Raw genomic sequence first — 23,694 nt, forward strand, 5'->3', positions numbered from 1 at the left:
TTTTTTCAGAGTCGTATAATAATACTTTTCAAATAGGAGAGAATAATGAACAAAAGATATGAAGATTTAGAAGAATTAATGTCAACAGGTGAAGCGAGAGAAGTGAAGCGAGCGATGGCAGTAAGAATGTCTTTGCTTGGTTTTGTGCGTGCGGAAGCGGCTTTAGCGTGTTGTGTCAGTGTGCAATTTGTGGATAAATGGAAAGCCATTTATTTAGCGTCAGGGGTTGAAGGATTAAAGTTAGCGTATAAAGGCTCACCAGGGTATTTAAAGCCGCGTGAACGAGAAGATGTGATTAATTGGATACAAGAAAAGAAGACAATAACAATAGAGGAACTAAAGAGATACTTAAAAGAGGAGTATGATGTTTTCTATTCTTCAAATACTTCTTATACTAAATTATTAGAAGAAGCGAATTTAAGTTATAAGAAGACACACAAAGAGAATTCGGCAAAAGATGAGGTAAAAGTAGAAGCTAAAAAAAAGAGATTAAGGATTTAATAGATAAGGAGCGTGAACAGATAGAAAGTGGAGAGGTAATGTACTGGATGCAAGACGAAAGCCATCAGTTGTGGGGAGATATTTGTGGTTATGTTTGGTCGAAAAAAGGAGAAAGAACGTCAATAAAGATGAGTAATTATCGCACTTCTCAAACGTGGTATGGAGCGGTGAATATTTATACGGGAGAATTTATTTTAGATAGGGCAAAGAAAGCTGATACAAAATATACGATAGACTTTATTAACTGGCTCATTTACAGATATAAAGAAGCCCGTCATGTGATTATTTGGGATGGTGCAAGTTATCATCGTTCTGAAGGTTTAAGAACTTATTTAGAGAAATTAAATGGGGGACTTCCAGAATCAGAATGGAAAGTTCGTTTATTAAGATTTGCGCCCAATGCCCCAGAGCAAAATCCAGTCGAGGATATTTGGCTTCAAGGTAAGAATTGGGTCAGAAAGAATTTTCATCGTCTATCAAGCTTTAAAGAAGTCACTAGTATGTTTGAGACCTTTTTGTCAGGTAAAGTGTTTAAGTTTAATAAAATTAAACAGTATCTTATACCTAATATCTAGGTAGATATTAAAACTTAATTTGTTTTTATATCTCACATAATTTTGGTATATTTCATTTAATTTCAACCAAAAAGTATTGTTATGTCAAATAAAACCAGAACTGAATTATTAAAAAACCAATTAGCCCAACGCATTTTAATTTTAGATGGTGCCATGGGAACGATGATCCAATCTTATCGCTTAACGGAAGCGGATTATCGTGGGGATCGTTTTCAAGATTGGCCCTGTGATGTCAAGGGAAATAATGATTTATTGGTGCTGACACAACCGCATATTATTCGTGAGATTCATCAACAATACTTATTGGCTGGGGCTGATATTTTAGAAACCAATACATTTAATAGCACGCGCATTGCGATGGCAGATTATCAAATGGAAAATTTGGTGGCTGAAATCAATGAAACCGCAGCGAGAATTGCGCGAGAAATTGCCGATGAAATCACTTTGCAAACGCCAGATCGTCCGCGTTTTGTCGCAGGCGTATTGGGGCCGACCAATCGCACGGCTTCTATTTCGCCTGACGTGAATGATCCCGGTTATCGTAATGTTGATTTTGATCAATTGGTTAATGCTTATTATGAAGCGGCGCATGGTTTGGTGAAAGGTGGCGCGGATATTTTATTAATTGAAACCATTTTCGACACGTTAAATGCAAAAGCGGCGATTTTTGCGTTAATGCGTTATTTTGACGATCACCAGTGCCAATTTCCCATTATGATTTCTGGTACGATTACCGACGCATCAGGGCGTACTTTATCGGGTCAAACGGTGGCGGCATTTTGGAATTCAATACGCCATGCGATGCCGTTGAGTATTGGTTTTAATTGTGCGTTGGGAGCGGCGGAATTAAGACAACATATTGAGGAAATTTCTCATCTCGCCAATACCTATGTTTCTGCCCATCCCAATGCGGGTTTGCCGAATGAATTTGGCGAATATGACGAATCTCCCGCGCAAATGGCCGCCCAATTAAAAGAATGGGCTGAATCAGGATTTTTAAATATTGTCGGCGGGTGTTGTGGCACTACGCCTGCGCATATTGCCGCGATTGCCGAAGCGGTTAAATCTTATCCCCCGCGTGCGATTCCTGATATTGAGCCTGCCTGTCGTTTATCGGGATTAGAACCGTGCAATATTACTGCAAATTCTCTGTTTGTCAATGTGGGAGAACGAACGAATGTCACAGGCTCTGCCCGCTTTAAAAAATTGATTCAAGAAGAACAATTTGATATTGCTTTAGAAATCGCTAAAGAACAAGTGGATAATGGCGCACAAGTCATTGATATTAATATGGATGAAGGCTTGCTGGATTCTAAAGAAGTGATGGTGCGTTTTTTAAATTTAATCGCTTCAGAACCTGATATTGCTCGCGTACCGATCATGATTGATTCTTCTAAATGGGAGATTTTAGAAGCGGGTTTAAAGTGCATTCAAGGAAAAGGCGTTGTTAATTCGATTTCTATCAAAGAAGGTGAAGCGAAATTTATTGAACAAGCGCGTTTAATTCGCCGTTATGGTGCGGCGGTTATTGTGATGGCATTTGATGAATTAGGACAAGCGGATACTTATCAAAGAAAAATTGATATTTGTCGCCGCTCTTATCAGATATTAACGGAGCAAGTGGGATTTCCTGCGGAAGATATTATTTTTGACCCTAATATTTTCGCGGTTGCTACGGGCATTGATACGCATAATAATTACGCCGTTGATTTTATCGAAGCCACTGCGTTTATTCGGCAGCATTTACCGCACGCATTAATTTCTGGTGGGGTGTCTAATGTGTCGTTTTCTTTTCGTGGTAATAATGCGGTTAGAGAAGCGATTCATTCCGTGTTTTTATATCATGCCATTCGCGCAGGCATGACCATGGGCATTGTCAATGCAGGACAATTGGCGATTTATGAAGATTTACCCACAGAATTACGAGATCGCGTTGAAGATGTGATTTTAAATCGCCGTGAAGACAGCACAGAACGCTTATTAGAAATTGCAGATCGTTATCGTGAAGACGGCGCGCAACAAGACACTAAAGTTAATTTAACGTGGCGTAATGAATCGGTTGAGAAACGTTTAGAATATGCTTTAGTCAAAGGCATTACTGATTTTATTGAAGAAGATACGGAATTGGCTCGCGCTCAATTACAAAGTCCTTTGCAAGTCATTGAAGGCCCCTTAATGTCAGGCATGAATGTGGTGGGCGATTTATTTGGTGCGGGCAAAATGTTTTTACCGCAAGTGGTGAAATCGGCACGGGTTATGAAAAAAGCCGTGGCTTATTTATTACCTTATATTGAAGCCGAAAAAGCCCAACAAGCCGCATTAGGCATTGAACAAGCCGTTAAAGGCAAGATTTTAATGGCGACGGTTAAAGGCGATGTGCATGATATTGGTAAAAATATCGTCGGCGTGGTGTTGCAATGTAATAATTTTGAAGTGATTGATTTAGGCGTAATGGTGGCCGCAGAAACCATTTTAAAAACCGCTAAAGAACAACACTGCAATATCATTGGATTATCGGGTTTAATTACGCCGTCATTAGACGAAATGGTGCATGTGGCGAAAGAAATGCAACGCCAGCAATTTAGCATTCCTTTATTAATCGGTGGTGCGACCACGTCCAAAGTTCATACGGCGTTGAAAATCGCACCTAATTACGATCATCCTGTGGTTTATGTGCCAGATGCGTCGAGAGCGGTGGGCGTGGCGCAGAGTTTGTTATCTCATGATTTAAAAGCAGATTATGCTAAAAATATTCGAGAAGAATATGTCAAAATTCGAGAACAACGATTAAGCCAGCAATCGCAACGGAAAAAATGTACGTTAAGCCAAGCGCGTGCCAATGCAATGTCATTAGATTGGTCTGCTTATTCGCCACCTAAACCGAGTTTTTTAGGCATTCGCATTTTTGAAAATTATGCCTTATCTGATTTGCGTGATTATATTGATTGGACTCCGTTTTTTCAGGCGTGGGAATTGGCAGGGAAATTTCCTAAAATTTTAGACGATCATATTGTCGGTGAACAAGCACGACAATTGTATCAAGATGCGCAAACTTTATTGGATCGCTTAATTGCAGAAAATTGGTTGACTGCAAAAGCGGTGATTGGTTTCTTTCCCGCGAATCGAATTGAAGATGATATTGAGTTATATACGGATGAGACTCGTCAAGAGGTATTAACGGTGTTGCATCATTTGCGGCAACAAACGTTAAAAGATGCCCAGCGTCCTAATTTATGTTTAGCCGATTTTATCGCGCCAAAAACGACGCAATTAGCCGATTATTTAGGCGTGTTTGCGGTGACAACCAGTATTGGTATTGAGGCGCATATTGAACGGTTTGAACGGCAACAAGATGACTACAGTAGTATTTTGTTAAAAGCCTTAGCGGATCGTTTGGCAGAAGCGTTTGCCGAGCGTTTACATCAAGAAGTAAGACAGAATTGGTGGGGATACGCGCCTGAAGAGGAGTTGACTAATGTAGAACTGATTGCGGAAGCCTATCGGGGGATTCGTCCTGCGCCGGGCTATCCCGCGTGTCCCGACCACACGGAAAAGGCGACGCTGTGGCAATTGTTGCAACCTGATGTGCATATTGGATTACATTTAACGGAGAATTTCGCCATGTATCCTACGGCTTCTGTGTCGGGTTGGTATTTCGCTCATCCCGAAGCCCGCTACTTCGGCACGGGAAAAATTGAAGCCGATCAAGTCGCCGATTACGCCAAACGCAAAGGAAAAAGTATGGCTGACATGGAAAAATGGTTAGCGTCTATTTTGGCGTATGAAAATCGGGAGTGAGTTTAGAATTATTTTAGTATTCGTTATTGTACTCCACTTTCTCCGTTTAGCACGGAGTCGTGGAGTTTAAGGAAGGCAATAAGACGAGGTTATTCACTCATTGACACCATTTGGTTTGGAAAAAATTAACATGATTTTCTAGTGTAACTGCTTGTTGATGCAGGGAATGACTGGCTTCAGCGGCTTGTTCTACCATGATAACGTTTTGTTGGGTCATGTTGTCCATTTGGGTGATGGCTTTGTTGACTTGGTGAATACCTGCAATTTGCTGTTGTCCCGCGTGGGCGATCTCGGCAATAATGTCACTGCTTTGTTTTACGGCTTCCATGATGTCCACTAACGTCTTACCTGAAGTGTTTACCCATTGGTCGCCTTCGGCCACTTGTTTTACGGTGTCGTGAATTAAGGCACTGATTTCTCGCGCCGCTGTTGCGCTACGTTGGGCTAAGTAACGTACTTCAGTTGCCACCACACCAAAACCGCGCCCTTGTTCGCCCGCACGGGCGGCTTCAATCGCTGCATTTAACGCTAACAAGTTGGTTTGAAAGGCAATGTCGTCGATAACACTGATAATGTCGGTGATTTGTTGGCTGCTGGATTGGATCCGTTGCATGGCGGTGATCGCCCGATTTAAAACCTGTGTGCCGTCGCGGGCTTTGTCGTAGGCTTGTTGTGCTAATTCGCTGGCGATGCTGGCGTTGTGGGTGTTTTGTTGTACGGTGCGGGTCATTTGTTCCATGCTGGCAGCGGTTTGTTGTAGTGCTTCGCTTTGTTGTAAGGTGCGTTCGTTTAGGCTGGAATTGCCGCGGGCAATGTCGTTTGAGGCTTGACTGACTAATTCTACTGTTTGTTTGATGTCGGCCATGACTCGCGTGAGTTTTTCAATGGTGTCGTTAATGTCTATTTTAAGGTCATTTAATGCCCCAGAATAATTGCCTTCTATTGATTGGCTTAAATTCCCTTTGGCTAATGCAGAAAAAACACGGTTTAAATCTCGAATAATGGCTTGATTATAATTTAGCACTTTATTAACCCCTTCGCTTAGGGTGTAAAAAAAGTGAGAACGGGGATTTAAAGTGATGCGTAAATCGAAATTACCCGACGCAGCCGCTTGCACCACTGCGTCAATTTCTCGTTCAATGGCTAATTCGTCGGTGCGATCTTTAAATTCTGTCACCCAGCCGAGTCGTTCATTTTGTTCATTGACGACGGGCGTAATGTGGGATTCTAAGTTATAATTTTTCCCTTCCATGGTCACTCTTTGGCTGGTTTTTAAAGCCAATAAACGTTGGTGAATCACTTCTGGGTGGGCGTGGAACATGTCTAAACCCGCTCCTAATAAGTGATCTGCGTTGAATTGGGGCAGGTCATTGCGAATGAGTTCTTGTTTTTCTTTAAACAGGTGAATTGCTGCTTGATTGGCGTAAATCACTCGCCCTTGTAAATTGGTGATCATGACTCCTGTGGTGACGTTATTTAATGCCGCATTAATGCGTAACGCTGAATCTATAATGTGATGTTCTCGATCTTGTTGTTCTTTTAAACGCACTTGCATGTCGGCAAAAGCAGACATGAGTTGTGTCATTTCTGGGCTGGATTCTTTGGGAATGGATGTGTCTAAACGACCTTGTGCAATTTCTTGAGAAACTGCAATCGCTCGCTTTAATGGCAACACCACGCTACGGGCTAATCGAGAGCTTAATAAAATAGCCATAATCAAGGTCATCACCGCAATCATGATAATTCCCCATAATAGGCGTTCCATTTCGCTAAATAAATAGGTGTGGGGAATGTTGACGGTCATTGTCCATAAATGACCTTCTAAATCTAATTTAACGCCATAAGTTAAAATGTTTTGTTGTAATAATTGAGAATGGCGATTAAGGTAAAAATGGTCTTTACCCAATACTTTCTGCGTAAAATCAGGTTCTTGATAAGTGGTAATGGATTGGCGATAGCGTGTGTGATTTTTACTGGCAATAACAAGCCCTTCTTCGTCAAATAAGGTGGCGTAAGCATCGGGAAAACCTTTAATATCCATTTGTTCAATTTTTCGTTGCCATTCGCTCAGGGCTATTTCTATGCCTAATGCGCCAAGAAACTCGCCCTTTTCTCCTAAAATAGGGATTAAAGTAAGGTCAAAATGCGCCGAAGGATTAAACCACATTATTTTTTTTGTTTGCGCCAATTGTTGATACAGTGGACGGTAGGATTCAGGTATGTTTGATACTGAAGGCATGGCATCTGTGGCGTTTTTTCGCCAGTAATAATCATTTTTTGTCGCTTGCAGGGATGAGTCTAATAGTAATAAAATCCCTATCTGGCTTTCATGTTGCTGTAAAAAAGAAGGTAGAATAAGCGCAATATTGTCTTGGTTTATTTTCACGTCTTGTGTTTTAATCAATGCGCTGAGAACGGTGCTTAATGTTTTGGCTTCACTGAGTCGAGTTTCTAGGCTTTGTTCAATAAAATGGCTGTAGTGATAAGCGGCTTCTCTGGCAATTTGTTGGGCGTGTTCTAAGGTGGAATGGTAGAGGCGAAAATTAACAAATGAAGTCATTAATGCGACCATTAAGAAAATTAAGGTGGTCACGGCGACCATGAGGCGTTTTTGTAAAGATAAATTCGTATAATAAGTAAATAGTGATTTCATGTTACATCCCTTTGTGAGATACTGATTTGCTGTCGGACTTATGGGTTGTAGGCGTTTTTTGCTTGGTCCCGTTCCTGTCGTCCATGCTCAACTAAACTAAGCTGCCACTTAAAACTAATCTATGGATATTGCTGCGATTCAGTCTCTTGTCAGTCAAGATATGCAAGCCGTTAATCATTTGATTCAACAGCGTTTACAATCTAATGTTGCCTTAATTAACCAACTTAGTCATTATATTATCAGCAGCGGTGGTAAGCGATTACGTCCGATGTTGGTATTGTTGAGTGCGGGCGCGTCTGCTTATCGCCAGCGCGATCATATCATGCTGGCGGCGGTGATTGAGTTTATTCATACGGCTACGTTGCTTCATGATGATGTGGTGGATGCGTCGTCTTTGCGCCGTGGGCAGCAGACGGCAAATAGTATTTGGGGGAATGAGGCGAGTGTGTTGGTCGGGGACTTTCTGTATTCAAGGGCGTTTCAGATGATGGTGGAAGTGCAGCAGATGCGGGTGATGGATATTTTGTCTAACGCGACGAATGTGATTGCTGAGGGAGAGGTGTTGCAGCTTTTGAATTGTCATGAGCCTGATACGACAGAAGAGAGTTATTTGCAGGTGATTCGTTCTAAGACGGCTAAGTTATTTGAGGCGGCCGCGCAGTTGGGGGCGGTGTTGGCGGGGCAGTCCGCGGCGGTGGAAATGGCTTTGGCGAGTTATGGAATGCACTTGGGGACGGCTTTTCAGTTGATTGATGATGTTTTAGATTACAGTGCGACTCCAGAGGAGATGGGGAAAAATGTCGGTGATGATTTGGCGGAGGGAAAGCCGACGTTGCCTTTAATTTATACGTTGCGTCATGCGAGTTCTGGGCATCAGGCGGTGGTGCGTGAGGCGATTGTGCAGGGTGGGCGGGATTGTATTGGTGCGGTGATTGCGGCCATTGAATCTACGGAGGCTATTGATTATACTGCGCAAGCGGCGCGGGTTGAGGCTGAAAAAGCGGTGGCTGCGTTGTCTATTTTGCCAGATTCGCCTTATGTTGAGGCATTGCGTGGTTTGGCGCATTTCTCTATTCACCGCACGTATTAGTTGTGGTGTGTCGGTTTTATTGGCAGTCGGGGTGTAGCTCAGTCTGGTAGAGCATTGTCTTCGGGAGGCAAGGGTCGTAGGTTCAAATCCTATCACCCCGACCAGTTTTCAGTTTGTTCATTTTTCTGTTGTTTTTTCTATGGGTCTATCTGCTGTTGTGGAGATATGGCTCTGTTTTTGTTTTTATTGTTTTACATTTTTCTGCCGTGTACGCGTCTTTTGCAGGAATAATGGGATTTTGAATGACAAATTTGGGTTATTTTGTATTATTTTAGGGTTGGGATAGTTTTTTTTGACTTTTTAGGATGAATATGAAATAATTTTCCCAACTTCGACCTCCGTTTACGCCAAAACAGTAGGAGGTCGAAGTTGAAGCGAGTTATACGGTCTATGAAAAATCAACAAGTTACGTTGTGTTTCAGTGCTACGCTACTTAGTCGTAACGCCGCCAAACCGCATAATTCGGAGGGTTTCAATTTCCCGTTTGGGGTAGAAAGTTGTGGTAACTCGGTAATCTTTGTACCTTTTAAATCAAGTTTCAATTTCCCGTTTGGGGTAGAAAGATTATACTCAATACCCATGGGTGATTCTGCATATTTGTTTCAATTTCCCGTTTGGGGTAGAAAGTTTGGCTTTTTAGGCTTTTCGATAGCTTTAGGCTTTGTTTCAATTTCCCGTTTGGGGTAGAAAGCACGATTTAGGTCGTGATTCATCAAGTGTAACGGTTGTTTCAATTTCCCGTTTGGGGTAGAAAGACTGCGTGCCACATCATAATACTTAATATGGGTTCGGTTTCAATTTCCCGTTTGGGGTAGAAAGAAATAGTATATTTACTATACGCAGATACAATAGTGATGTTTCAATTTCCCGTTTGGGGTAGAAAGACTGATAATTCAGATGGCTCTTCGACAGCGTTGGGCGTTTCAATTTCCCGTTTGGGGTAGAAAGCCTCTTTTATCATTAACTCGATAGCGTCAAAATTCGGTTTCAATTTCCCGTTTGGGGTAGAAAGAGATTTGCGTATGGACTGTTTGAGAAGGGCAGTAGTGGTTTCAATTTCCCGTTTGGGGTAGAAAGAATATAAACCGCTATATCTAGTTAAATAAAAAAGCCAGTTTCAATTTCCCGTTTGGGGTAGAAAGGTAATAACAGATCATTGACAGTTAGTAATACCTCAGTTTCAATTTCCCGTTTGGGGTAGAAAGAAATAAAAAAGCCACTAAATACTGAAATATTAGTGTTTCAATTTCCCGTTTGGGGTAGAAAGATCATTATTAACAACAAGTTGCTTGCTCTTTATCAGGTTTCAATTTCCCGTTTGGGGTAGAAAGAAAGAGCATAATCAATCAATGAATTTGACATTGAGTTTCAATTTCCCGTTTGGGGTAGAAAGTCTTTAGCTCTTGCCGCTGGTGATTCAGATGGCTCCGTTTCAATTTCCCGTTTGGGGTAGAAAGGCTAATAGCAGCTTTGCGTCAGGATGATGATGCCTCATGTTTCAATTTCCCGTTTGGGGTAGAAAGTTTGCAATAGCCGCTGGTGATTCAGATGGCTCCGCGTTTCAATTTCCCGTTTGGGGTAGAAAGAAAGAGCGCATAATCAATCAATGAATTGACATTGATGTTTCAATTTCCCGTTTGGGGTAGAAAGGCCCTTTTTCCAGCAGGAAAACAACTGAATTTAATAAGTTTCAATTTCCCGTTTGGGGTAGAAAGAAAGAGCATAATCAATGAATTGACATTGATTTTAAAGTTTCAATTTCCCGTTTGGGGTAGAAAGATTTGTCATTTATTGATGATAGCAAAGCAGTAAAAGTTTCAATTTCCCGTTTGGGGTAGAAAGTAAATGAGTTAAGACGGGGGGATTGTCTTTTGTTGCGTTTCAATTTCCCGTTTGGGGTAGAAAGAAATTTAGTGACACCAGACTTGCGTATGGCTCGTTTGTTTCAATTTCCCGTTTGGGGTAGAAAGACCTTTTCGACAGCAAGACTAAGTTTACCATTATTAGTTTCAATTTCCCGTTTGGGGTAGAAAGTAAAGATTCAGGCTCAATCTTTCTTTTAGAAATGAGTTTCAATTTCCCGTTTGGGGTAGAAAGGGAAAACTTCAAAAGACTAAACCCAGAAGAAAAGGGTTTCAATTTCCCGTTTGGGGTAGAAAGTTTGAGCATTATTACTTTTGCGCTTATTATTAGAATGTTTCAATTTCCCGTTTGGGGTAGAAAGTAACTCGCTCACGATTGCACCTTTTATTATTTCTGGTTTCAATTTCCCGTTTGGGGTAGAAAGACGATAACTCATATTCTCTTCATTTCATTTTTTCCTTTCCCACTTCCGCAAGAAACTTAGTGAATCGCTAAAATCGTTCAAATTCCTCGCTCTCCTACGTCCTTAACCCGCTTCTCCGCGAACGAGAAAATAACAGATTGTTTTTATTATTAAAATTTAACAAGACAATCCAATCTCGTTTTTCCTTCTTCCCATCTGTAAAAATTAGTTTTGTCCATTGCAGGCTTGTGGTAAATTAGCTGTAAAACTTATGGAAATACTTGTTGTCAAGTATTATTGTAAACAATTTTAATCCAAATTTTTAACGGTGAATTATGCAAGCACAGAATAGTATATTCTCAAAGCCGAGAATTGGTATTATTGCAACTAATCATACGGGATATGTCGCGGCAATATTGACATGTTGGCAAGAGGGTAAAATTGCTGTGCCTTTGCGAAGCCAAACAGACGACTATCGCATTCAAGCTGCCCAAGTCACTGAAATTATTACGCCTCAAACAGGTGAACAATGGATGCAGCCTTCGTTTACGCCAATAATCAGCGACGACATAGCCCTCATTAATTTTACTTCTGGCACAGAAGGGCAGCCTAAGGGTGTGCTACTTACGCATCGTAATCTGGCTGATGTTGTGCAACGCTTAAACCATTTAATGCACGTTGACCACAGCATTAGTGAATACATTGGTGTGCCTGTTTACCATTCTTTTGGTTTAGGACGCTGTCGGGCGGTGGCGAGTGCGGGCGGGAGATTTTTTATTCCCCATCATTTTAATCCCGCTGAAATTGCTCACTTATTGCAAGCCGATGAAATTAATGCCATTTCAGCCGTGCCGAGTCTTTGGCGTATTCTTTTAGCGCACCAAGAAATGATTGGTGATTTGGGCAAAAAAGTGAAATGGATAGAAATTGGTAGCCAATACATGAGCTTGCAAGAAAAACAAGCCATGCAGCAATTATTTCCCCACGCCAAAATAATACAGCACTACGGACTTACTGAAGCTTCTCGCAGTACATTATTAGAAATACATAAAGAACAAGGGGAATTATTAGATTCTGTTGGAACTGCGATGGGCGATGTTGAAATAACGCTCACTCCAGAGCATCGAATTGCGATTCGTGGCCCTCATGTTGCGGCGAATTATCTGATTGACGGTCAAGAAAAAGCACTAAAAGATTCAGAGGGTTGGTTAATTACCAGTGACATGGGCGACATCAAATCTGGCTATTTATATTATAAAGGTCGGGCAGATGATGTGATTAATTGTGGGGGAATTAAAGTTTCACCAGAATTATTAGAAACGCAAGTTTACGCGGCGTTATCCTGTCAAGAAGGTTTAGCCGTTTGTCGTACCTCAGATGCCTTGTACGGAGATGGCTTTTTAATTGCCCTAACGCCTGCTTGTACTGCAAACGAAACAGAAGTATACAATGTCGTTTTAGAAAAACTACAACAAATGAACATTAACGCCACAAGCGCAATACATATTATTCATTTGGATCAGCTACCTAAAACCGACAGCGGCAAAGTACAACGGCGGGCAATCACTGCGCAATACACTCCTGAAGCGCAAACGCAAACATCACCCTCGCTTCAAGGTAAAACAGCGATACAAACTATTTTTTGTAACGTATTGAAATTAAAACAATTAAAGCCAGAAGACAGTTTTGTTTCTTTGGGTGGCGACTCTTTGTCTTACGTACAACTGTCTATGCTAGTAGAGCGAGAATTGGGTTATTTGCCGCCGAATTGGGAGCGGGTATCGCTGGCGGAATTGGACAAATTAGTGCCAGAAAAATCCCCAGTTTGTCGTATTGAAAGCAGTGTGTTATTGCGGGCTTTGGCGATTGTTTCAGTGGTTTTTAATCATGCGGGCTTTTCTTTTGGTTTTTCTCTCAGCGGTGGGGCGATGCTATTGTTTTTGGTGGCGGGTTTAAATTTCTCTCGCTTTCAATGGCCGCAATTATTGCAGGGCAAGTTATTAAGTCCAATCATTTCGTTATTACAAAATTTAGTTGTTCCCTATTTAATTGTTGCATTGATTTATCAAACGCATAAAGGTTATTACGATCCTGCGGTTTTGTTATTATATGGGAACTTATTGGGAACGGATACGCAATATGTTATTTTTCCTGCTTGGTTTATTCAATTATTGGTGCAATGTATCGTTATTTTTACTGTAATTTTAGCGATACCGCAGGTAAGAAATTGGGCGAAATATTCACCTTGGCATTTTGGTTTAATTTTATTAGCCATAGCGATTGTTTTGCGTTTAACCGTGCCTGACGTGTGGGACACAAATTATCTGTACAATCGCGTGCCGCACATGTTTATGTGGTTATTAATTTTGGGTTGGGTTTTATTCTTTAGTCACACCACACAGCAAAAAATCGTGTTAAGTTTAATTTTTATTATTATTTTTGCGGTGGAATTAAATTTACAACTTTCCCAATTGATTTGGATTGTGGGCGGCGGGTTAATCTTATTGTGGTTGCCTTATGTACCGATGTGGCGGGCAGTAAAAAATATTATGCAGCATTTAAGTGCTTCGGCTTATTATATTTATTTAACACACATGATTTTTATCCATATCTTGTATAAAGATTTGGGTATTAGTTCGCCCTTATTAAATTTAATAGTGTCTGTTATGGGGGGGATGTTCATTTGGTTAAGCGTGCAATTTATGTTGCAACGTTTATTTGGTTATTGGCAGGGGGAGAAAAACTTGTAATTAGCGATAATTACCGAATTGGTCTCGCCCCCAACTCTTGTGGGGACGAGAACCGAGAACATCACCGTGTCTGCGGCGCGACCTGTCGCATTAAGCCGCAGCACTTACCCACTTCTCAAAACCTTTCGTATCCCGTTTCTGACCGTCGGCATAGCCCGCTTCGTAGGCTTCGGTTAAACGTTGTTCTTCGCGCATGGGATTCTCTAAATATCCACCCATCCAGCCTAATCTGTATTCACGATCTACGTTCATCTTTTCCATCGTGCTGATCGTTTCGTAATAAGTTTTGTCCATGACAACTGCTCCTTAGGTGTAGTATTGTAACGCGCTGGCAAAAATCGTACTGTAAACAGCACTGTTTAATATAAGCACTTCATTATATAACGTTATAGTCAAAAATGGCAACCTTGAGTTTTCACGCTGACTGCGTCACCCGTCGCCAAAAACTAGAACTAAAACCACTGTCCCGATAGCGCGCCAACACCTCCCACTGCGGATAACAACGACGAAAATAACGCCCCGACCAACGCGCATCCTTCGCAGGATAAATCACGCCACCACTGTCTATCACCATTTCATCTAAACGATCCAATAAAGCAAACGTTTTTGCACCATGAATGGGAAAATCTAACGCCAAGGTAAATCCCGCCCTAGGAAAAGACAATAACCCCGGTGAAACCACCTCGCCAAAAGTCTTTAATACCGCTAAAAAAGAACCTTGTCCCGTTTGCGCAATATAATTCATAATGGCGCGCAATTGTTTCTGCTCACTCATGGGCAGAACAAATTGATATTGTAAAAATCCTGTTTTGCCATATAAACGATTCCAATTTAAAATGGCATCTAAGGGATAAAAAAACGGCACATAATCCGATAAACCTGCCGATTTTACGCCGCGTTGTTTATGATAATAAAGACTATTAAAAGCCTGAACTGACCAACGATTTAAAACCCAATTCGGCAACTCAATGGGCATATTGAATTGTCGAGAGGTGGCGCGCCATTTTTTGGGTTTATTTTCTTCTGTCACATGATTACCGCGCATAAACAAGCCACGTCCTAATTTATCCCCAGTCGCGCTACAATCTACCCATGACATGGTGTATTCATATTCACTATCAGACTGTTGCGACAAGTCAAAAAATTCATCGGCATTAGAAAAGGGAATAATTTCCGTGTACATTGCCCGATGCACAATCGGGCGTAAACGAATTTCTGCCCACGTGATCAAGCCCGTCAATCCCAAACCACCAATTGTAGCGCGGAATAATTCCGGGTGACTGTCAGGCGAGCATAACAGCCGTTTACCATTCGACCGCAACAATTCAAATTGCGTCACATGACAGCCGAATGTGCCAGCGCGATGATGATTTTTGCCATGTACATCATTGGCAATCGCGCCCCCGACGGTCACAAATTGCGTCCCCGGAGAAGTCGGCAGAAACCACCCCCGCGGCACAATGTCATCAAGAATTTGCGCCAAGGTCACGCCCGCTTCACAGCGCAGTAAACCTTGTTGTTCATCAAAATGTTGCAAGCGATTCAAGCCCGACGTATCCAGCAAAATGCCGCCGTCATTCAAACACACATCGCCATAACTCCGTCCCAAACCCCGCGCCAATAGCGGTAATTCGCTGTGCGGTAATTCCTCGCTGATCCACGTCAGCGGATGCACGTAAGCCCCCGCCTGTGGAAAACCGCCCCAAGAGCGGTATGTGCTTGTCCAGTGCATCGTTATTCCTCTCATAACTACCCAAATAGAAATAATCTGGGATATTAGCATTTCTACCGCTCCCCTTGCTAGGCAAAGGTATTTACACAAGTCTATTCTGGTACTAATTTTATCTCGTTCCCACATGCCATGTGGGAACGCCGTCACGACGTGCCACGTCGAGTATAAACAAGGATAGATACAGAATCGTGTTTAATTCCTGGCGCGACGCGTCTGGACTGCATTCCCACATGGCATGTGAGAACGAGGAAACGAGAAAACAGCATGATGGCGTTTACTAGGAAAAACAGATTGATATACCAAAATTAAGTCATTCATAAAATTTTTTCTGTCAGAATCAGAATTTACAGAATTTCATGATTTTCAGAATTAAAGAATAAAAAATCTGTTTAAAATAAGCGACTTGCAAGAATAAATTTTGAAAATTCTTGTGTCTGTAAATTCTGATTCTGACAAAATAAGAATTCTACGAACCCTATCTTTTTGGTATATACCAATTTTTTCAGAGTCGTATAATAATACTTTTTAAATAGGAGAGAATAATGAACAAGAGATATGAAGATTTAGAAGAGTTAATGTCAACAGGTGAAGCGAGAGAAGTGAAGCGAGCGATGGCAGTAAGAATGTCTTTGCTTGGTTTTGTGCGTGCGGAAGCGGCTTTAGCGTGTTGTGTCAGTGTGCAATTTGTGGATAAATGGAAAGCCATTTATTTAGCGTCAGGGGTGGAAGGATTAAAGTTAGCGTATAAAGGCTCGCCAGGGTATTTAAAGCCGCGTGAACGAGAAGATGTGATTAATTGGATACAAGAAAAGAAGACAATAACAATAGAGGAACTAAAGAGATACTTAAAAGAGGAGTATGATGTTTTCTATTCTTCAAATACTTCTTATACTAAATTATTAGAAGAAGCGAATTTAAGTTATAAGAAGACACACAAAGAGAATTCGGCAAAAGATGAGGTAAAAGTAGAAGCTAAAAAAAAAGAGATTAAGGATTTAATAGATAAGGAGCGTGAACAGATAGAAAGTGGAGAGGTAATGTACTGGATGCAAGACGAAAGCCATCAGTTGTGGGGAGATATTTGTGGTTATGTTTGGTCGAAAAAAGGAGAAAGAACGTCAATAAAGATGAGTAATTATCGCACTTCTCAAACGTGGTATGGAGCGGTGAATATTTATACGGGAGAATTTATTTTAGATAGGGCAAAGAAAGCTGATACAAAATATACGATAGACTTTATTAACTGGCTCATTTACAGATATAAAGAAGCCCGTCATGTGATTATTTGGGATGGTGCAAGTTATCATCGTTCTGAAGGTTTAAGAACTTATTTAGAGAAATTAAATGGGGGACTTCCAGAATCAGAATGGAAAGTTCGTTTATTAAGATTTGCGCCCAATGCCCCAGAGCAAAATCCAGTCGAGGATATTTGGCTTCAAGGTAAGAATTGGGTCAGAAAGAATTTTCATCGTCTATCAAGCTTTAAAGAAGTCACTAGTATGTTTGAGACCTTTTTGTCAGGTAAAGTGTTTAAGTTTAATAAAATTAAACAGTATCTTATACCTAATATCTAGCTAGATATTAAAACTTAATTTGTTTTTATATCTCACATAATTTTGGTATATTTGAGCAGGCAAAAAAATCTTTAGAAATATCATTAGACTTGTGGTATCAAAAAAATCCAGTATCAACCGATTCCAAAAAGGAGTATCAAAATGAATTTCAATCTGACAAATAAAAACACAACCAGACAATGGAGAGCCTTAATCGCTCTGGATGCAAAGCAGTTTGATATACTGCTGGAAGTTTTTAAAGAATCTTATCTCGTTTTGCAAGGTGCAACTCTGAAATCAAGATTGATGAATGATAAAGCCACTTACTGCATTAATAGCGAGAGAGAATTATTGTTATTTACGCTAACCAGTTTAAAGCAAAGTTTAACTTATGATGCTTTAGGTGTGATGGCAGGTATGGATGGTTCTCACGCCAAGAAAACGCAGAGATTAGGCTTGCGTATTTTAACTCATGCCTTGTGTGTTTTAAAGCATATGCCTGCCAGAGACATAGACAATATCGATGATTTTAAAGCCTATTTTTCCGATATAGAGGAGTTGATTATTGATGTGACAGAGCAAGATATACAACGTCCATCGGATAAAGAAATCCAAAAGGAATTTTATTCGGGTAAAAAAAAACTCACACAGTAAAGATGTTAGTGATTGTTAATGAACTTAAAGAAATTTTGTATATAAGCCATCCTGTAAATGGTAAATGCCATGATTTTAACGTGTTAAAGAAAATGCTTTCTCCAGATAAAAAATATTTTATTGAGTCTAATATTTTAGTTGATTTAGATTTTTTAGGTATGGATAAACAATATGATTGTAAATCGGTGTGTTTTCCTCACAAGAAATCCAAAAATAAGCCGCTTACTCGAGAACAAAAAGAGGAGAATAGAATTCTATCTTCAAAGCGTATTGTTGTGGAAAATGCAATTTGCGGAGTAAAGGTATTTAGAATTTTATCAGACCGATTGAGAATCCACTGCCTTGATTTTTATGATAAAATTTTGTCCTGCTGTGCAGGACTACATAACTTCCGATTAAACACAACTACTTGATTTTAATTGAGACCACAACTCTATTTAAATTCCTTGATGAAATGGGATTAATTGATAGTGATGTCGCTGAATATGATCATTACAGTACAGAATTTGGCTCAAATTTGGATAGTTTTATTGATGTTGCTCTTTCTGTTGATACTGCCCTTTTTCTCGACACTCAATCTATTTCAAATACAGATGATTTTACCCCAGACAATTAGGAGTTAATAAATAATGAGCAACGGCAATGCAGATGTGTCTATTTCTCCCGAAGATGTTGATGTATTAAAAAAACTTGGAAAACTTTTTCAAGAAAAAAGCATAGAGAAATCACCAGAGAGATATGAAGACGATCTGGAAAGAAAGTTTAATCTCTTTATGGAAGAAACACCTGAGTTTAAAAAGGGTGATATTGTACGCTGGAAAAAGGGACTGAAGAACAAAAAATATCCCAAAGAAGATCAATTGTGTAAAGTGGTCGAAGTGTTGAAAGAACCGATTATAGAGGAAAGTAGAGACTCAGGCAGTCCTTATTACAGAGAGCCTCTTGATTTGATTTTAGCACTATTGGACAGTGAATCTGGTTTACTTGTTTTTCACTATGATAAGCGACGATTCGAGTTAGTTCGTCGTGCAAATGATAAAAGCTAAATCGAGATAAATTAGAAATAGATAACGCCCCAAATTCGGGGCGTTATTTGTTTGAGAAAAATGGTAGAGAAAAACTAATATACTGCATTTTTAATCAACCAAAAAAAAGGGATAACACAACCAACATGTTATCCCTTCCAAAAACAGAAACTTTAAACCGAATAATTACGCCGCTTTAATAGGAATATATTTTTCCTTATTCGCCACGACATCTTGGGCGACTTTAAAGTAGGCTTCTAATTCGTGGAAATTCAAATAACGGTAAATATTATCGGCCAAAGGCGCGATCATTTCTACGTTTTCTAAATATTCCGCGACCGTCGGCAATTTACCCAATTTAGCAGCCACCGCCGCTAATTCGGCTGAGGACAAGTACACATTCGCGCCTTTACCCAAACGATTGGGGAAATTACGGGTTGATGTCGAAACCACCGTCGCATTGTCCGCTACTCGCGCTTGGTTGCCCATGCACAAAGAACAACCCGGCATCTCCATCCGCGCTCCCGCTTTACCGAAAATCGAATAAACCCCTTCTTCCGTCAATTGGTATTGATCCATCTTCGTTGGCGGAGAAATCCACAAACGCACTGGCACTTGACCACTTAACTTTTCCAGTACCTTACTGGCAGCGCGATAATGACCAATATTCGTCATGCAAGAACCAATAAAGACTTCATCAATCTTAGTATTCGCCACTTCAGATAAAGGCTTCACATCGTCGGGATCATTAGGACACGCCAATAATGGCTCTTTAATCTCGTTCAAATCGATTTCGATCACTTCGGCATAATCCGCATCGGCATCCGGTTGCAACAATTGCGGATCGGCTAACCAGGCTTCCATCGCTTCAATACGACGTTGCATGGTGCGCGCATCGCCATAACCATTGGCAATCATCCAACGCAATAAAGTGACATTCGATTTTAAATATTCAATAATCGGTTCTTTACTCAAATGCACCGTACAACCATTGGCAGAACGCTCTGCGGAAGCATCGGCCAATTCAAAAGCTTGTTCCACTTTCAAATTAGGCAGCCCTTCAATTTCTAATACGCGGCCAGAAAATACATTTTTCTTGCCTTCTTTAGCCACGGTTAATAAGCCTTTTTGAATGGCCGCATAAGGAATGGCATTAACTAAATCGCGTAAAGTAATGCCGGGTTGCATTTCGCCTTTAAAACGAACTAAAACCGATTCAGGCATATCCAAAGGCATAACCCCCAAGGCCGCCGCAAACGCGACTAAACCCGATCCCGCTGGAAAGCTGATCCCAATGGGGAAACGAGTATGCGAATCACCACCAGTACCCACCGTATCAGGCAGAATCATGCGATTTAACCATGAGTGAATAATGCCGTCGCCCGGACGCAAAGACACCCCGCCGCGATTTTGGATAAATTCGGGCAAAGAATGTTGTAGTTTAATATCAACGGGTTTGGGATACGCTGCAGTATGACAGAAACTTTGCATAACCAAATCGGCCGAAAAACCTAAACAAGCCAATTCTTTCAATTCATCACGAGTCATTGCGCCGGTGGTGTCTTGAGAACCGACCGTTGCCATTTTTGGCTCGCAATAGGTGCCGGGACGAACGCCGGGTAAACCGCAGGCTTTACCGACCATTTTTTGCGCCAGCGTATAACCTTTGCCCGTGTCGGCGGGTTGTTCGGGTTGAATAAATAAATTTAAAGCGGGTAAACCGAGTGTTGCCCGTGCATTCGTGGTTAAACCGCGGCCGATAATCAAAGGAATACGACCACCAGCACGCACTTCATCCGGTAACGTCACTGGACGCACTGTAAATTCGCTGATCACGTCGCCTTTTTCGTTATAAATTTTGCCTTCGTAGGGCTTAATGGTGATCACATCGCCCATTTCTAAGCGAGTCACATCGCATTCGATAGGCATTGCGCCGGCATCTTCAGCGGTATTAAAGAAAATCGGGGCGATTTTGCCACCCAACACCACACCGCCTTGGCGTTTATTGGGTACAAAAGGAATATCATTTCCCATGTGCCACATGACAGAATTCATTGCCGATTTACGCGATGACCCTGTGCCAACCACGTCGCCGACATAAGCTAAAGGCAGACCTTTGGCTTTTAAGGATTCAATTTTTTCTAAGGCATTGTCCATGCGACTGATTAACATCGCTTTGGCGTGCAAAGGAATATCAGGACGACTCCAGGCTTCGGAAGCGGGCGACAAATCATCCGTATTGGTTTCGCCGGGAACTTTGAACACCACCACTTGAATGGCCTCAGCCAAAACAGGTTTACTGGTAAACCATTCCGCGGCTGCCCAAAATTCGATTACGGTTTTTGCGTGGGGATTGCCGGCTTTAAACTTCTCTACCACATCATGATAAGCATCAAACATTAACAAAGTGTGGGATAAGGCTTTAACGGCAATCGGAGCTAATTCTTTATCGTCTAACAGCGTGATCAAAGGCTGAATATTGTAACCACCCAACATCGTGCCGAGTAGTTCAGCCGCACGTTGTTTGCTGATCAGGGGCGTGTTGGCTTGTCCTTGCGTGATGGCGGCCAAAAATCCTGCTTTCACATAGGAAGCCTGATCCACCCCCGGCGGAACACGATGTGTCAACAGATCGACCAGCGTTTGTTCTTCGCCAGCGGGGGGATTTTTTAATAATTCAACCAATTGCGCGACTTGTTCAGCATTCAAGGGCAGTGGGGGGAGTCCTTCACTGGCACGCTCTGCGACATGTTTTCTATAGGCTTCTAACACGGTGTTTCATCCTCTGGTCTTGTGACAAAAGTGCATCTAAAACGTTCCATTATACGCCGTTGCGAACGTTTGCGGTATGGAAATTTTACGGACGCTAATGATAACAATAAATTTACCTTATTTGTATAGCCTCATCTTTTTTAACCTATTTTTACCGCGTTAGAAAAATACACAAGGGCATGTCAGAATTGTACTATTCGACATGCCCTTGTTATCAATCACGAGAAAAACGAACGATAATTAACGATAAGCCTTGCGTTTTTTCTCCATTAATTCATCTAAAATCGGTTGGAAAATCACTTGCATCGCAAAACCCATGCGTCCCCCCGGCACCACTAACGTATTAGGACGCGACATGAAAGAACCGTGAATCATTGACAATAAATAAGTGTAATCCTGATCGCGGTATTTATTAAAACGAATGACCACTAAACTTTCATCGGCTGTGGGAATATCACGAGCGATAAAAGGATTAGACGTATCTACCAATGGCACGCGTTGGAATGTGATATGCGTATGGGAAAATTGCGGCACAATGTAGTTGATATAATCAGGCATACGACGCAAAATAGTATGTGTGACCGCTTCAGCCGAATAACCACGCTCCGCACAATCACGGCTAATCTTTTGAATCCACTCTAAATTAATAATCGGCACCACCCCAATTAACAAATCCACCCATTGTGCCACATCTACCTTATCCGTAATAATACCACCATGCAAACCTTCGTAAAACAATAAATCGGTATTTTCAGGCAGCGGCTCCCACGGGGTAAACGTGCCGGGTTGTTGTCCGAATGGCGCGGCTTCAACCTCGTTGTGCAAATAATAACGCTTCATTCCCGTACCAGTTTTGGCGTAAGTACGGAATAATTCTTCTAATTTATCAAACAAATTCGCATCAGCTCCGAAATGGCTCATATTGCGCCCTTCTTGCTCGGCGATTTTGATGGCTTGTTTCATTTCTTGACGATCAAGGCTATGAAAACTATCGCCTTCTACGACAGCGGCCTTGATTTTTTTACGACGAAACATGTCTTCAAAGGCTTTTTTCACAGTGGTTGTTCCCGCACCGGAAGAGCCTGTAACAGAAATAATTGGATGTTCAACTGACATGATAACCCCCCTCAAGTAAAGCAAAATAATGAATAAATAACCCTATTTAAACTTAACCAGCAATAAGTTAAATGTATGGTGGCATGTCTAAAGCCATTTTTTCTTAAAATTTTTGATTTTAGGATAGACACGGTCTGTGCTTGCGGATGTGCAAATGGAGACTGGGTGACGAGTCAGCAGCGGGTGATTGAGCTGACATTATTTTATTATTAACGGCTTATATTCAAAAGGTCAATAGGGGATTTTTGTAAAAAAGTGTGTTTTTTTGCAAAAACCCTTGCAGTATCAAGTATATTCAAATTGACATAATTTTTTATAATTTTTGGCATATAAATAATTTATCGTTTATGATTTGCTGATTGTTTACAGTGGCTTGGGATAGGATTGTTTTGATCCAGAGAAGGGGGCAACATGATAGACTGATCACCATTATTATTTCTTATTCACCATTTGTTTTGAGGAGTCACCATGTTGCGTTATTGGCTGTTGTTATTGTGTTTTTTACCTGTTGCTGCGGGTGCGGAAGATAACCGTGAAGCATTGTGTCGTGATGCGATCACCCAAGCGGAGATTACCGAGTGTAGTCTTGCGAATTATAAAGTGGCGGATAAGGCGTTAAATGACGCTTATAAAATTATTCGCCCCACATTAACTAAAATTCAACGTGATTCATTACGGGGAGTGCAATTGGCTTGGATTAAATTCCGTGATAGCCACTGCGATCATTATGCGTTAGACGCAAAGGGTGGTTCTATTTACGATGCAATAAGAAATGATTGTTTAACTGAAATCACTTGGCAGCGCACCGAAACTTTAAAGCGTCAATATGCCACGCTTTTTACAGGAAATGCTACGCCTGAAATGGCTTTTCCTCCAGCCGATTACAACACACCCTTTTTACAACCCGCTCAACCCGCCGAATTAGTGAATGCAGAAGATTTAATTGGCAAGTGGAAAAACTTAACTGAAGGCTACCAATTACAACTGAATTTCAGCCGCAATAATGGACAAACTCAATTTAGTTCTTGGCTTAATGATGCGCCTTTTGAAGCGGGAATTTGGCAATTGCAAGATGAACAATTATTAATCACCACCAGCACAGGCGAAGTGTTGCATTTATACACCACGATTAGCCTGCAAAATGATCTGCTTATTTTATATGAAGCGGATGGCACAAGCGAACGTTATCAACGGATTCCATAACGCTAT

16 protein-coding genes, 1 tRNA gene and 1 CRISPR repeat array are annotated in these 23,694 nt (G+C 41.2%); of the genes, 12 read left to right on the forward strand and 5 right to left on the reverse strand.

What is annotated here, in order from left to right; genetic code table 11:
* The first annotated feature begins 45 nt into the window (after nucleotides 1–45).
* The 3 genes from TPSD3_RS07950 (at nucleotide 46) to metH (ending at nucleotide 4,874) form a co-directional block, all read left to right on the forward strand.
* Nucleotides 46–501 carry a helix-turn-helix domain-containing protein gene (locus TPSD3_RS07950; RefSeq protein WP_086486665.1) on the forward strand — a complete coding sequence of 152 codons (456 nt, stop codon included), beginning with the start codon at nucleotides 46–48 and terminating at the stop codon, nucleotides 499–501.
* Between the two features lie 47 nt (nucleotides 502–548).
* Nucleotides 549–1,076, forward strand: a complete 528-nt coding sequence (locus TPSD3_RS07955) for a transposase (RefSeq protein ID WP_176329747.1) — start codon at nucleotides 549–551, stop codon at nucleotides 1,074–1,076.
* Between the two features lie 81 nt (nucleotides 1,077–1,157).
* Entirely contained in the window at nucleotides 1,158–4,874 is a 3,717-nt protein-coding gene (gene metH / locus TPSD3_RS07960; RefSeq protein WP_086488029.1) for a methionine synthase, read from the forward strand.
* A gap of 97 nt (nucleotides 4,875–4,971) precedes the next feature.
* On the opposite strand, the gene TPSD3_RS07965 is transcribed toward metH, so the two are convergent.
* Nucleotides 4,972–7,527 (reverse strand): methyl-accepting chemotaxis protein, encoded by a 2,556-nt coding sequence (locus TPSD3_RS07965; protein ID WP_086488030.1) that lies wholly within the window; start codon nucleotides 7,525–7,527, stop codon nucleotides 4,972–4,974.
* Between the two features lie 121 nt (nucleotides 7,528–7,648).
* On the opposite strand from TPSD3_RS07965, the gene ispB reads away from it, so the two are divergent.
* From ispB to TPSD3_RS07980, 3 genes are all read left to right on the forward strand, one after another.
* A complete protein-coding gene (gene ispB, locus TPSD3_RS07970) occupies nucleotides 7,649–8,617 on the forward strand; it encodes an octaprenyl diphosphate synthase (RefSeq protein ID WP_086488031.1) in 969 nt (322 codons plus the stop codon).
* Between the two features lie 27 nt (nucleotides 8,618–8,644).
* Nucleotides 8,645–8,721: transfer RNA gene (locus tag TPSD3_RS07975), tRNA-Pro, on the forward strand.
* A 365-nt stretch (nucleotides 8,722–9,086) separates the two neighbouring features.
* Nucleotides 9,087–10,904: direct repeats of the CRISPR family, unit length 28 nt; unit sequence GTTTCAATTTCCCGTTTGGGGTAGAAAG.
* Nucleotides 10,905–11,329: 425 nt separating this feature from the next.
* The gene (locus TPSD3_RS07980) at nucleotides 11,330–13,633 is read left to right on the forward strand and encodes an AMP-binding protein (RefSeq protein ID WP_176329787.1); all 2,304 of its coding nucleotides are present in this window, start codon (nucleotides 11,330–11,332) and stop codon (nucleotides 13,631–13,633) included.
* A gap of 90 nt (nucleotides 13,634–13,723) precedes the next feature.
* Here the strand turns inward: TPSD3_RS07980 and TPSD3_RS07985 are convergent, their stop codons facing one another.
* A complete protein-coding gene (locus TPSD3_RS07985) occupies nucleotides 13,724–13,927 on the reverse strand; it encodes an Alvin_2107 family globule sulfur oxidation protein (protein ID WP_086488033.1) in 204 nt (67 codons plus the stop codon).
* Between the two features lie 121 nt (nucleotides 13,928–14,048).
* Nucleotides 14,049–15,365, reverse strand: a complete 1,317-nt coding sequence (locus TPSD3_RS07990) for an FAD-binding oxidoreductase (RefSeq protein ID WP_086488034.1) — start codon at nucleotides 15,363–15,365, stop codon at nucleotides 14,049–14,051.
* Between the two features lie 542 nt (nucleotides 15,366–15,907).
* Here TPSD3_RS07990 and TPSD3_RS07995 point away from each other — a divergent pair.
* The 5 genes from TPSD3_RS07995 (at nucleotide 15,908) to TPSD3_RS08015 (ending at nucleotide 18,618) form a co-directional block, all read left to right on the forward strand.
* Nucleotides 15,908–16,939, forward strand: coding sequence for an IS630 family transposase (locus TPSD3_RS07995; RefSeq protein WP_086486662.1), 1,032 nt, complete (start codon nucleotides 15,908–15,910; stop codon nucleotides 16,937–16,939).
* 141 nt (nucleotides 16,940–17,080) lie between these two features.
* Nucleotides 17,081–17,572: a hypothetical protein gene (locus TPSD3_RS08000; protein ID WP_086488035.1), complete on the forward strand. Its 492-nt coding sequence runs from the start codon at nucleotides 17,081–17,083 to the stop codon at nucleotides 17,570–17,572.
* Between the two features lie 2 nt (nucleotides 17,573–17,574).
* Nucleotides 17,575–17,985, forward strand: a complete 411-nt coding sequence (locus tag TPSD3_RS08005) for a transposase family protein (protein ID WP_086488036.1) — start codon at nucleotides 17,575–17,577, stop codon at nucleotides 17,983–17,985.
* A gap of 41 nt (nucleotides 17,986–18,026) precedes the next feature.
* Nucleotides 18,027–18,188 (forward strand): hypothetical protein, encoded by a 162-nt coding sequence (locus TPSD3_RS17505; protein WP_176329788.1) that lies wholly within the window; start codon nucleotides 18,027–18,029, stop codon nucleotides 18,186–18,188.
* A gap of 13 nt (nucleotides 18,189–18,201) precedes the next feature.
* Nucleotides 18,202–18,618 (forward strand): hypothetical protein, encoded by a 417-nt coding sequence (locus TPSD3_RS08015; RefSeq protein WP_086488038.1) that lies wholly within the window; start codon nucleotides 18,202–18,204, stop codon nucleotides 18,616–18,618.
* Nucleotides 18,619–18,783: 165 nt separating this feature from the next.
* Here TPSD3_RS08015 and acnB read toward each other — a convergent pair whose 3' ends face one another.
* Nucleotides 18,784–21,369, reverse strand: coding sequence for a bifunctional aconitate hydratase 2/2-methylisocitrate dehydratase (gene acnB, locus TPSD3_RS08020; RefSeq protein WP_086488039.1), 2,586 nt, complete (start codon nucleotides 21,367–21,369; stop codon nucleotides 18,784–18,786).
* Nucleotides 21,370–21,609: 240 nt separating this feature from the next.
* On the reverse strand, nucleotides 21,610–22,485 hold the full coding sequence (locus TPSD3_RS08025) for a phosphoribulokinase (protein WP_086488040.1): 876 nt from the start codon (nucleotides 22,483–22,485) through the stop codon (nucleotides 21,610–21,612).
* A gap of 468 nt (nucleotides 22,486–22,953) precedes the next feature.
* On the opposite strand from TPSD3_RS08025, the gene TPSD3_RS08030 reads away from it, so the two are divergent.
* Nucleotides 22,954–23,688, forward strand: a complete 735-nt coding sequence (locus tag TPSD3_RS08030) for a lysozyme inhibitor LprI family protein (protein ID WP_086488041.1) — start codon at nucleotides 22,954–22,956, stop codon at nucleotides 23,686–23,688.
* The last annotated feature ends 6 nt before the right edge of the window (nucleotides 23,689–23,694 follow it).

This window comes from Thioflexithrix psekupsensis (genome assembly GCF_002149925.1).
Lineage (GTDB): Bacteria > Pseudomonadota > Gammaproteobacteria > Beggiatoales > Beggiatoaceae > Thioflexithrix > Thioflexithrix psekupsensis.